We start from the raw sequence: 11,497 nt of genomic DNA, 5'->3' as shown, positions 1-11,497 counted from the left end.
CTGCTCAGCTGAGCTGACGACCGGACGGGAGGCCCGTGGCGGCGTCGCCACGGGCCTCCCGTCCGCCTGCTGGTCACGCTGGGTCGCGCCCGTTCCTTCCCATGGCACGCGCGATGCCTGGTGGTTCCGGGCACACCTGGTGAGAAGTTCCGACCAGGTACGCCCGGAAGCGCCAGGTACGCCCGGAAGCGCAGTGCGCGCGGATCAGAACTCGGCGGGGCGCCGCACGTCGGTCAGGCCGGCGGTGGCGAAGCCGCCGCGGATGAGCGGCACGGCCCGGCGCACTGCCTGGTCGATGCGGAGCTCCAGGTCGACGCTCGCGATGTCGTAGCCACCCTCGCGCTTGGCGAAGTCCCGCTCGTTCCCGAACACCCCGAGCGGCAGGGTCGTGGACTGGAAGAACCCGAACAGCGGGCGCATCTGGTGCTCGACGAGCAGGGCGTGTCGGTCACTGCCGCCGGTGGCGGTCAGGAGCACCGGGGTGTCGACGAGGTCGTACTGGCCGACCCAGTCGAAGAACAGCTTGAAGGCGCCGGAGTAGGCCGCTCGGAAGGCCGGACTGCCGACGACGAGCACGTCCGCGGCCTCCACCGTCTCGAGGGCCCGGCGGGTGCGCTCGGACATCGTCTCGCGACCCGAGGCCGCTCCGATGTCGGCGAGCAGCGGGCCGATCTCGATCGTCTCGGTCCGGGCGCCGTCGATCTCCTCGGCCAGCCGGGCCACCGTCGCCGCGACCAGGGTCGAGGTCCGCGAGGGGTCCGATGGGCTGCCACTGACACCGACGACCAGTTCTCCGCTCATGCGGTCGATGCTCACACGCTGCCGGCGCGGGCGGCACGTTCGTGACGACATGTGTCGGGTGCCAGTCGGTCGGGGTAGCGTCCGCGCCATGCAGACCTTCCTGCCGTACGCCGACTTCCGGGCATCCGCCGAGGTCCTCGACGACCGGCGGCTCGGCAAGCAGCGGGTCGAGACCCTGCAGGTGATGCGCGCCCTGACGCTCCCCGACTACGGCTGGCAGCACCACCCGGTGACGGCGATGTGGCGTGGCTACCGTCCGGCGCTGATGGCGTACCAGGAGGCCACGTGCCGCGTCTGGGCCGAGCGCGGGTACGCCGACACGTGCCTCGAGAAGACCCTGCTCGACCTGGGTCGTGTGCCGGAGGACCTGGCGGCGTACGAGCGCGGCGACGTGCCGATCCCGCCGTGGAACGACGACGAGGCCCTGCACGTCTCGCACCGGTCGAAGCTCGTGCAGAAGGCGCCGGAGCACTACCGGGAGCTGTTCCCGGACGTGCCCGACGACCTGGACTACGTCTGGCCCGGGACCCCCGAACCGGCGACCCGCGCCGTCTGACCGTCGGGCGACCGCCTGGCCGTCAGGCGACCGGGATCCAGCGACCACCCTCACGCCGGGTGACGACGTCGGAGCGGATCTCGACCGCGTCCCGCAGTCCGTCGACCACGGCGTCGCGGACGGCCGCGGCGACACGGTCGTCGTCGGCCTCGAAGCGCACGACCGCGCACGGGACGCCACGGAGCAGCCGGACGTCCTCGGCCTCGACGACGGCGCGGTCGCGCACCAGTGCGGCCGCGGCGGGCAGGACGGCGTCCGGTGCCGTGCCGGGCGCGAGGGCACCGATCGCCAGGGTCACGCGGTACGAGGGCACGCGACGACGCTACCGGGGAACCGGACCCCGCCGTGGGCTGCAGGGGAACCGACGCCGCTCAGGGGTGCGGACGTCGACCCACGGCGGGATCGCGGTGTACGGCGGGACACGACGACAGGGGGAACGTCGCGCCCCGCGCCGGACGTCGATCAGGGGTCGACATCCGGTCTGGGTCCACCGCGCGGCTCGGTTCAGGGGAACCGCACGGTGGTGGACCTCAAGGGTGTTCGGTGTCCTCTCGGTACCGGTCCGTCTCGGTCGGTGCGGGCATCGACCGGAGGGCGGCTGCTGGCCGGACCATCGGGAGCAGGGCACTCCCGGCGGTCGCGATCGCTCCGACCACGGCGATGACCCCCAGCGGGGCCGTGCCGAGGTCGTGCTGCGCTGCCAGGGCGAGCGCGACGAGGGTGGCCGGCGCCGGCAGGAGCTGCACCGCTCGGAAGCGGTCGTCCCGTCGCGTCCGGGTCATCATCGCGTTCGCCATGACGACACTCTGACGCAGATCGGTTGTCCGCAGAAGGGGGGACACGTACCCAGAGATGGAGTAGAACGTCTAGTACACCTCAGCCGAGAGCGCGGACGGTCGCCACGGCGTCGGCCACGGCCTCGACGACGACCGGGACGTCGTCAGCCGCGAGGGCCACGTCGAACGTCAGGCGGAGCGCGGTGCGGGCCACGTCCTCCGGGATCCCGAGCGCCGTGAGCACGTGGGAGGCCTCGGTGCTGCCCGCAGCACAGGCACTGCCCGACGACGACACCACGTCACGCCGCTCGAGCTCGAGCAGGACGGTCTCGCCGTTGACGCCCGGGAAGCAGAACGACGCGTGCCCGGGCAGCCGGTGCTCCCGCGACCCGGTGACGAACGCGCCGGGGACCGCGGCGAGCACGCCGTCGAGCACCGCGTCGCGCACGGTGATCGCCGCGCCCTCCCCCGACCGAACGGTCTCCGCCGCCATCCCGAGGGCGGTCGCCACCGCCACGGCACCGGCCACGTCCTCGGTGCCGGACCGCCGCCCCCGTTCCTGTCCCCCGCCGTGCAGCAGCGGCTCGAGCGGGACGCCGGCGCGCACGGCCAGCACACCGGTGCCCTTCGGTGCGCCCAGCTTGTGGCCCGACAGCGACAGCGCGTCGACCCCGAGGGGCCCCAGACCGATCGGCAGCCAGGGTGCGGACTGCACGGCGTCGGTGTGGAACCGCGCCCCGACCTCGTGCGCCACCGCCGCGAGCGCGGGGACGTCCTGCACGGTGCCGATCTCGTTGTCGGCGTGGGCGATCGAGACGAGCGTGGTGTCCGGCCGGAGTGCCGCGCGCAGCACCGCCGGGTCGACGCGGCCGTCCCGCCCGACGGGCAGCACGGTGACGTCGAAGTCGTGGAAGCGGGCGAGGTACGCGCAACTCTCCAGCACCGCCTCGTGCTCGGTCGCGCTGGTGACGACGTGCCGACCGCGGGGCGTGGCGAGGGCGATCCCCTTGATCGCGGTGTTCGCCCCCTCGGTGCCGCCGGTGGTGAAGACGACCTCGGCGGGCCGGCACCCGAGCACCCCGGCGACGGCGGTCCGTGCGGCGGCGAGTCCCCGGGCGGCCTGGTCCCCGACCCCGTGCGTCGACGAGGGGTTGCCGAACACCCCCGTCAGGTAGGGCCACATCGCCTCGAGCACCTCGCGGCGGACCGGGGTGGTGGCGGCGCGGTCCAGGTAGAACACGGCTAGTCCCGCACGGGCACCGCGACGTGCTCCGTCGGCGCCGCGTGCTCCGTCGGCACGGCGACGTCGATGTCGAGCCCGAGGTCGAGCGCCCGCGCCGAGTGGGTCAGCGCCCCGACCGAGATGACGTCGACACCGGTGGCCGCGATGGCCGCGACGGTGTCGAGCGACACCCCGCCCGAGGCCTCGACGAGCGCGCGTCCGGCGACGATGCCGACCCCGGTCACGAGTTCGTCCGGCGTGAAGTTGTCGAGCATGACCGTGTCGACCCCGGCCGCGACGACGGGTTCGATCTGGTCGATCCGGTCCACCTCGACCTCCACGTGCACGGTGTGCCCGAGTCGCTGGCGGGCCTCGGTGATCGCGTCGCCGATGCCGATACCGCTGGCCAGGAGCACCGCCAGGTGGTTGTCCTTGGCGAGCACGGCGTCCGAGAGCGAGGTGCGGTGGTTGTGTCCGCCCCCGCACCGGACGGCGTACCGCTCGAGTGCTCGGAGGCCGGGCGTCGTCTTCCGGGTGTCGACGATCCGCGCCGGGGTGCCCGCGGCGGCCGCGACGTGCGCCGCGGTGGTCGTCGCGATGCCCGACATCCGCTGCACCAGGTTGAGGGCGACCCGTTCGGCCCGCAGCACGGCCCGCGCCGACCCGGTCACGGTCGCGAGGACGTCGCCCGCCGCGAAGTGCGTGCCGTCGGCGACGTGCACCACGGCCTGGATCGACGGGTCGACGGCGTGCATCACGGCGACGAACACCGCCCCGCCGCTCAGCACGCCCGGCTCGCGCGCGCCGAGGGTCGCGGTCGCGGTCGCCTCCACGGGGATCAGGGTCTCGCTGGTGACGTCACCCCAGGGCGCGTCCTCCTCGAGCGCGGTCTCGATCACGCGACGGAGCGCGTGCGGCGGGATGGTGCCGGGGTCGGTGGTCATGCGGGTACCTCCTGCGGGACGACTGCGGAGCCGTCGGCACGTTCGTCCGTGTGCTCGTCGGGGTGTGCGTCGGTGTGGTCGGCGACCCAGGCGTACGAGGCCGGGGCGGTGGGGTCGGTGTCGGGGTGGTCGGTGCGGGCGTGCGCCCCACGGGACTCGGTGCGGGCCTCGGCGGCGAGCGCGACGAGTCGGGCCAGGTCGAGCAGGGCACGGTCCTCGTGCTCGCGCACGCCGCCGCCGGTCGGCGCGGTCAGCGCGTCGAGCTCGCGGCGCGCGCTCGCCAGCCCGACGGCGTCACGGAGCAGCCCGACGCGGTCCGTCATGACGGACTGGACCGCCTGCCGGACGTCGCCGACGTCGTCGAGGTGGGTCGCGCCTCCAGGCAGGGTCGGACTCGGCCCACGCCTGCCGGTTCCGGCGCGCTGCGGAGCCTGCGGAGCGGCGTGACGGCCGAGCAGGTGGGGAGAAGAACGGATCACGTCGGCCGCTCGGGGCACGCTGGTGACGTGGAGACCGGCGTCCCCGCGCAGGCGGAGCAGGCCGGGTCGCGGTGCGGCGACCGCGTCCGCTGCGCGGACCGCGAAGACGAGTCCCTCGAGCAGGGAGTTCGAGGCGAGCCGGTTGGCGCCGTGGACCCCGGTGCAGGCGGCTTCGCCGACGGCGAGCAGGCCGGGCAGGCTGGTGCGGCCCTCGGCGTCGGTGGCGATGCCGCCCATCGAGTAGTGCGCGGCCGGTGCGACGGGGACGCCTTCGCGGGTCCAGTCGAACCCGGCGGCGCGGGTGGCCCGGGTGAGTCCGGGGAACCGCGTGACCAGGAACGCGGCGTCGAGGCCGGTGGCGTCGAGGAGCACGGGTGCGCCGCCCTGGTCGCGCACCGCGGCGGCGATCCCCCGGGCGACGACGTCACGCGGAGCGAGCTCGGCGTCCGGGTGCACGTCGGTCATGAAGCGGTGTCCGGCCGCGTCGCGGAGGACGGCGCCCTCACCGCGCACGGCCTCGGACACCAGGCCGCCGCCGGGGACGGCCAGCCGGGTCGGGTGGAACTGGACGAACTCCAGGTCGGCGAGGACGGCACCGGCGCGCCAGGCGGCGGCGACCCCGTCACCGGTCGCCACCAGGGGGTTGGTGGTCTCGCGGTACAGGTGTCCGGCTCCCCCGGACGCGATGACGACGGCGTCGGCGTCGAGCCGGCGGGGTTCCCCGAGCAGGTCGAGGACGTCGACGCCGACCACCACCCCGTCGCGGACGACGAGGTCGGTCAGGCTCGTGCGCTCCAGGATCGTGACGTGCCGTCGGTGCAGTGCCGCGATGAGGGTGCGTTCGATGGCGGCCCCGGTCGCGTCACCGTCGGCGTGCACGACGCGCCACCGGCCGTGCGCGGCTTCGCGACCGCGGGCGAGGTCGTCGCCGTACCGGTCGAGTGTCGCCCGGTCCGACGACCGGTCGAAGGGCACCCCGAGGGCGAGCAGGTCGCGGACGCGGGCCGGGCCGTCGGTGCACAGGACCTCGACGGCCCGGGCGTCGGCGCTGCCCGCCGCGGCGACGTGGGTGTCGGCCTGGTGCAGTGCCGCGGAGTCGTCGGCGCCGAGCGCCACCGCGATGCCGCCCTGGGCGTACGCGGTGGCGCTGTCGGCGAGCGCCCCCTTCGTCACCAGGGTGACGTCGTGCAGGGCACTGGCGCGGATCGCTGCGGTCAGCCCGGCGATGCCGGAGCCGACGATGACGACGTGCACGGTGGTCTCCCTCGTTCGGTCGGGTCCGCGTCTCAGCCGCGGGGCTTGGCCGCGAGCATGCGCTCGAGCGCGACCTTGGCGTCCGCCTGCACGTCGGCGGGGACGACGATCTCGTTGAGGACCTCGCCCCGGACGAGTGCCTCGAGCACCCAGGCGAGGTAGCCCGGGTGGATCCGGTACATCGTCGAGCAGGGGCAGACGACCGGGTCGAGGCAGAAGATCGTGTGCTGCGGGTACTCGGCGGCGAGCCGGTTCACCATGTTGATCTCGGTGCCGATCGCGAAGGTCGTCGGCTCGGTGGCCGCGGCGACGGTCTTCCGGATCAGGTCGGTGCTGCCGGCGTGGTCGGCGGCGTCGACGACGGCCATCGGGCACTCGGGGTGCACGATGACCTGCACGCCCGGGTGCTCGCGGCGGGCCTGGTCGATCTGGTCGACGGTGAAGCGGCGGTGCACCGAGCAGAAGCCGTGCCAGAGGATGACCTTCGCCTCGAGCAGGTCGGCGGCGGTGTTGCCCCCGCCCGGCAGGCGCGGGTTCCACATGGGCATCAGGTCGGTGCTGATGCCCATCGCCTTCGCGGTGTTGCGGCCGAGGTGCTGGTCGGGGAAGAACAGGACTCGCTGCCCGCGCTCGAAGGCCCACTCGAGCACCGTCGCGGCGTTCGACGAGGTGCAGACGATGCCGCCGTTGCGACCGCAGAAGGCCTTGAGGTCGGCGGCGGAGTTCATGTAGGTGACCGGGATCACGGGGACGCGGCCGTCGGCGTCGGGCTCGGTGCCGTACACGGCCGTCAGCTCCGCCCACGCGGCCTCGACGCTGTCGATGTCGGCCATGTCCGCCATCGAGCAGCCGGCGGCCAGGTTCGGCAGGATCACGCGCTGGTCGTCACGCGCCAGGATGTCGGCGGTCTCGGCCATGAAGTGCACGCCGCAGAACACGATCGCCTCGGCGTCGGGCTTCGTCAGGGCGGCGTTCGCGAGCTGGAACGAGTCGCCGAGGAAGTCCGCGTGCCGGACGACCTCGTCGCGCTGGTAGAAGTGCCCGAGGACGACGACCCGGTCGCCGAGGGTCGCCTTCGCCCGCTCGATGCGCTCGTGGAGCTCGTCGGTCGGGGCCGTCTTGTACTCGTCGGGCAGGACACCCTGGCGCGGGGCACTCGTCGGGATGACGTCGGACATCGACGAACCCGGGCCGTACCCGGGGCGGGAGTCGAAGTCCCAGGTCGGCATCGCGAGGTCGGGCGTGCAGGTGCTGCCGCCGGCCCTGCCGTTGGAGATGAGTTCGATCGTCGTGGCGATGGACACGGGGCTTCCTATCGGTTCCGCTGCTGGTGCTGATCTGCCCCGGTCTGCAGCGGGCCGTTGTCCGCGTAGGCCAGGTCGGGGTTCGAGCGGTACAGCCGGGCCGGACGGTGCCGGCCCCCGCTCGTGGTCTCGTCGGTCGGCAGGACCGCGTCGGTCTTCTCGACCTGCCGACGGAAGTTCGCGGGGTCGAGTGCTCGGCCGAGCACCGCCTCGTACACGCCCCGGAGTTCCGTGAGGGTGAAGCGGTCGCCGAGGAACGCCTGCGCGATCCGCGAGTACGACATCTTGTTGCGCAGTCGCCACAGGGCGTACTCCACGATGCGGTCGTGGTCGAAGGCGAGCGGCGGGTGCTCGTCGGCCAGGAACCACCGGACGTTCCAGTCGTCGGGCACGACGTTCGCCTCGTCCGGGTGCACGAGCGCCCAGTACACGATCGACACGACCCGGTTCGGGGAGCGTCCGACGTCGCCGAACGCGTAGAGCTGCTCGAGGTACCGCGGCTGGACGTTCGTCGTCTCGCGCAGTCGGGCGGCCGCGGAGTCCTCGAGGCCCTCGGCGACGCCGACCCAGCCGCCGGGGAGCGCCCAGGATCCCTCGAACGGTTCGGCGACACGACGGACGAGCGGCATCCACAGCGCCGGGGCCCCGGTGTCGGGGTGCGGGCGCAGGGCGACGATCACGGTGGAGACCGCGACGCGGATGCCTGCTTCGTCCATGGTGGAGATAGTGTCAATCTGACTCGAAGTGTTCGGGTTGAGATGACACTATCACTGCCGTCGCGGTGTGCTCGTCACGAGCCGGAAACAGATCGTCACTTGGCCGAAAACTCCCACGGGGCAGCCGCGGTTAGCGTGGAGGACATGACGACGGTGACGAGGGTGCATGCCGTGGTGTCGGGGACGGTCCAGGGGGTCGGCTTCCGGTACTGGACCGCTCGGAAGGCGGACGGGCTCGACCTCGTCGGCTACGCGAGGAACCTCTGGGACGGCACGGTGGAGGTCGAGGCGGAGGGACCCTCGGTCGCCGTCGACTCGTTGGTCGAGTGCCTGCGCACCGGGCCGCCGTCGGCGACCGTGACCGACGTCAGCCTGCGGTCGGTCGTGCCGCACGGCGACGCCGACGGGTTCGCGATCCTGCACTGAGCGGACGTGCGTGGATCGGTGCCGGCGCGCATCGCGCTCGGCACCGATCGTCCACCTGCGGATGTCACGAGCGAAGCGGAATAATCGCATCCACTCAGGGAGTTGGCCTGTCTGCGCGTCCTGCGCCACACCCGTTCCACCCGTCGTGACCCACCAGGAGCACCCGCATGACCCAGGCCGTCGATTCCGCCCCCCGCACGGGAAGCGTCTCGCAGCCGTCCGCTGCCGAGACCCGACTCGTGATCGGGCTGCTGCTCGTCTCCGCGTTCGTCGTCATCCTCAACGAGACCATCATGGGCGTGGCCCTGCCCCGGCTCATGGACGACCTGGACATCAGCGCCGCGACCGGCCAGTGGCTGACCACCGGCTTCCTGCTCACCATGGCGGTCGTCATCCCGATCACCGGGTTCCTGCTGCAGCGCTTCAACACCCGACCGGTGTTCGTCTGGGCGATGGGCCTGTTCTCGGTCGGCACGCTGATCGCCCTGCTCGCGCCGGGCTTCACCGTCCTGCTCGTCGGCCGCATCGTGCAGGCCAGCGGCACCGCCATCATGATGCCGCTGCTCATGACGACGGTCCTGACCCTCGTCGACCCCGCGCACCGCGGTCGCATCATGGGCAACATCTCGATCGTCATCTCGGTCGCTCCGGCCGTCGGCCCGACGATCTCCGGCCTGATCCTCAACGCGTTCTCGTGGCGGTGGCTGTTCGGCTTCGTGCTGCCCATCGCGATCGCGGCGCTCGTCCTCGGCATGGTCAAGGTGCAGAACGTCTCGACGCCGCGCAAGGCGCCGATCGACGTCGTCTCGGTCGTCCTCTCCGCCTTCGCGTTCGGCGGCATCGTCTACGGCCTGTCCAGCATCGGTGAGGCCGGCGCGACCGGTCCGCTCGTCCCCGTGACCGCCCTGGTCGTCGGCGCCGTCGCCCTCGCGGTGTTCATCGTCCGGCAGACGCGCCTGCAGCGCACCGACAGCGCCCTGCTCGACCTCCGCACCTTCCGCACCCGTGGTTTCACGGTGCCGATCGTCGCGATGGGCCTGAGCTTCATGGCGATGTTCGGCACGCTCATCCTGCTGCCGATCTACCTGGAGCGCGTGCTCGGCCTCGAGGTCCTGCAGGTCGGCCTGCTGCTGCTCCCCGGTGGTCTGCTGATGGGCCTGCTCTCCCCCATCGTCGGTCGCATCTACGACCGCCGTGGGCCGCGCGTGCTGCTCATCCCCGGATCGATCATCGTCAGCGCCGTGCTCTGGGCGCTCTCCACCGTCGGCGTCGACACCAGCGTGTGGTTCGTCCTCGGTGCGCACGTGGTGCTGAGCATCGGCCTGGCCCTGACCTTCACGCCGCTGTTCACCGCGGCGCTCGGCGGGCTGCCCCCGAAGCTGTACTCGCACGGCAGCGCGGTGCTCGGCACGGCGCAGCAGCTCGCCGGTGCGGCGGGCACCGCCCTGTTCGTCACGCTGCTGACGATCGGTGCGGCCACCGCCGTCGAGGGCTCCGGTGCCCGTGGGGCCCAGGTGGCCACCGCATCGGGCGTCGGCACAGCCTTCACGGTCGGCGCGATCATCTCGCTGTTCGGCATCCTGGCGTCGGTGTTCGTCCGCCGGCCTGAGGTCCCCGAAGGCGCGCCGACGCCCCCGCCCGTGCACTGACCGACGGGCCTCGCGCACTGACCGACGAGCCGGGCCGGGCACCGAACCCGTGACGGGAGCGGCGCCCGGCCAGCGCCCGTCTCGCGACCGCGTGGCAGGGTGGGCGCCATGCGGTCGACGACGAGCGAGCTCAACTGGTCCGGCACGGTCACGTACTCGGCCGAACGGGTCGTCCGCCCGTCGTCGATCGACGAGGCCGCCCAGGTCGTGGCCGACGCCGATCGGGTGCACGGCCTCGGAACCCGACACTCGTTCAACGACGTCGCCGACACCGCGGGCACCCTGCTCGACCTGACCGGCATCCCCACCGACCTGGTCGTCGACGCCGAGCACCGCACCGTCACGCTCGGGGCCGGCACCCGCTACGGCGACGTCGCGGCCGACATCGACCGTGCCGGGTTCGCCCTGCACAACACGGGATCCTTGCCGCACATCTCGGTCGGCGGTGCGGTCGCGACGGGTACCCACGGCTCCGGGACGACGCTGGGCTCGCTCGCCACCGCGGTGCGTGCGTTCGAGGTGCTCGGTCCGGACGGCACCGCCCGGACGGTCGACCGGACGGACCCCGCGTTCGACGGTGCCGTGCTGCACCTCGGACTGCTCGGCATCGTGACCAGGGTGACCCTCGACGTCGAACCGGCCTACCGGATGCGTCAGGACGTCTACGGCGCGATCCCCTGGGACACCTTCACGGCGAACGTCGCCGAGGTGCACGCCGCCGCGTACTCGGTGTGCGCCTACACGGTGTTCGGCGACGCGATCACCGAGGTCCTCGTGAAGTCGCGCGTGCCCGACGGCGCCGAGGACGTCCCGGTGCCGGAAGCGCTCGCCGACGCACGCCGTCTGCCCGGCACCCCCGGCGACGACCACCGGACCGCGCGCGACGGGTCGGTCGGCCCGTGGTGGGACCGCCTGCCGCACTTCCCGATCGGTTCCGTCCCGAGCCACGGGTCGGAGGTGCAGAGCGAGCACTTCGTCCCGCTCCGGCACGCGGCGGCGGCCCTCGACGCGCTCCGGGGGCTGGCCGACCGCATCCAGCCGCACCTGCACGTGTGCGAACTCCGGACGATGGCCGCCGACGACCTCTGGCTCAGCCCGACCCAGGGCGAGGACGTCCTCTGCATCGCGTTCACCTGGAAGAAGCACCCGACCGAGGTCGCCGCGCTCCTGCCCGACCTGGAGTCCCGGCTCGCTGCCTTCGACGGCCGACCGCACTGGGGCAAGATGAGCTCGCTCGACCACGCGGCGATCGCCGGGCTGTACCCGCGGCTGGCGGACTTCCGCGACCTCGTCGCCCGGGCCGACCCGGAGCGGACGTTCGCATCCGCGTTCGGCGAGCGGGTGCTCGGGACCTGACCCGGGCCTCCAGG

At 72.9% G+C, this 11,497-nt stretch carries 12 protein-coding genes; 4 read left to right on the top strand and 8 right to left on the bottom strand.

What is annotated here, in order from left to right; translation table 11 throughout:
* Positions 1–204: 204 nt before the first annotated feature.
* Positions 205–801, bottom strand: coding sequence for an NAD(P)H-dependent oxidoreductase (locus tag H7A73_RS11815; protein ID WP_182066125.1), 597 nt, complete (start codon positions 799–801; stop codon positions 205–207).
* 88 nt (positions 802–889) lie between these two features.
* Here H7A73_RS11815 and H7A73_RS11810 point away from each other — a divergent pair, with 88 nt between their 5' ends.
* Positions 890–1,357, top strand: a complete 468-nt coding sequence (locus tag H7A73_RS11810; RefSeq protein WP_182066124.1) for an MSMEG_6728 family protein — start codon at positions 890–892, stop codon at positions 1,355–1,357.
* Positions 1,358–1,379: 22 nt separating this feature from the next.
* Here the strand turns inward: H7A73_RS11810 and H7A73_RS11805 are convergent, their stop codons facing one another.
* The 7 genes from H7A73_RS11805 to H7A73_RS11775 form a co-directional block, all read right to left on the bottom strand.
* A complete protein-coding gene (locus H7A73_RS11805; RefSeq protein ID WP_182066123.1) occupies positions 1,380–1,670 on the bottom strand; it encodes a hypothetical protein in 291 nt (96 codons plus the stop codon).
* A gap of 217 nt (positions 1,671–1,887) precedes the next feature.
* Entirely contained in the window at positions 1,888–2,154 is a 267-nt protein-coding gene (locus H7A73_RS11800; protein ID WP_182066122.1) for a hypothetical protein, read from the bottom strand.
* A 79-nt stretch (positions 2,155–2,233) separates the two neighbouring features.
* Positions 2,234–3,373: a cysteine desulfurase family protein gene (locus H7A73_RS11795; protein ID WP_182066121.1), complete on the bottom strand. Its 1,140-nt coding sequence runs from the start codon at positions 3,371–3,373 to the stop codon at positions 2,234–2,236.
* Positions 3,374–3,375: 2 nt separating this feature from the next.
* A complete protein-coding gene (nadC, locus tag H7A73_RS11790; RefSeq protein WP_182066120.1) occupies positions 3,376–4,299 on the bottom strand; it encodes a carboxylating nicotinate-nucleotide diphosphorylase in 924 nt (307 codons plus the stop codon).
* The gene (locus H7A73_RS11785; RefSeq protein ID WP_182066119.1) at positions 4,296–6,032 is read right to left on the bottom strand and encodes an L-aspartate oxidase; all 1,737 of its coding nucleotides are present in this window, start codon (positions 6,030–6,032) and stop codon (positions 4,296–4,298) included. The genes nadC and H7A73_RS11785 overlap by 4 nt, the downstream gene beginning before the upstream one ends.
* A gap of 32 nt (positions 6,033–6,064) precedes the next feature.
* Positions 6,065–7,336 (bottom strand): quinolinate synthase NadA, encoded by a 1,272-nt coding sequence (gene nadA / locus H7A73_RS11780; protein WP_182066118.1) that lies wholly within the window; start codon positions 7,334–7,336, stop codon positions 6,065–6,067.
* 8 nt (positions 7,337–7,344) lie between these two features.
* Complete coding sequence (locus H7A73_RS11775) at positions 7,345–8,052, bottom strand: NUDIX hydrolase (RefSeq protein WP_182066117.1); 708 nt, start codon at positions 8,050–8,052, stop codon at positions 7,345–7,347.
* 144 nt (positions 8,053–8,196) lie between these two features.
* On the opposite strand from H7A73_RS11775, the gene H7A73_RS11770 reads away from it, so the two are divergent.
* The 3 genes from H7A73_RS11770 (at position 8,197) to H7A73_RS11760 (ending at position 11,483) form a co-directional block, all read left to right on the top strand.
* On the top strand, positions 8,197–8,478 hold the full coding sequence (locus H7A73_RS11770; RefSeq protein WP_071247546.1) for an acylphosphatase: 282 nt from the start codon (positions 8,197–8,199) through the stop codon (positions 8,476–8,478).
* 167 nt (positions 8,479–8,645) lie between these two features.
* A complete protein-coding gene (locus H7A73_RS11765; RefSeq protein ID WP_182066116.1) occupies positions 8,646–10,127 on the top strand; it encodes an MDR family MFS transporter in 1,482 nt (493 codons plus the stop codon).
* Between the two features lie 108 nt (positions 10,128–10,235).
* Complete coding sequence (locus tag H7A73_RS11760) at positions 10,236–11,483, top strand: D-arabinono-1,4-lactone oxidase (protein ID WP_182066115.1); 1,248 nt, start codon at positions 10,236–10,238, stop codon at positions 11,481–11,483.
* The last annotated feature ends 14 nt before the right edge of the window (positions 11,484–11,497 follow it).

The organism is Curtobacterium sp. ME12 (assembly GCF_903970855.1).
GTDB classification, from domain to species: domain Bacteria; phylum Actinomycetota; class Actinomycetes; order Actinomycetales; family Microbacteriaceae; genus Curtobacterium; species Curtobacterium poinsettiae_A.
The sequence above is the reverse complement of the archived record's forward strand: the minus strand, read 5'-3'. Positions and strand labels throughout refer to the sequence as shown.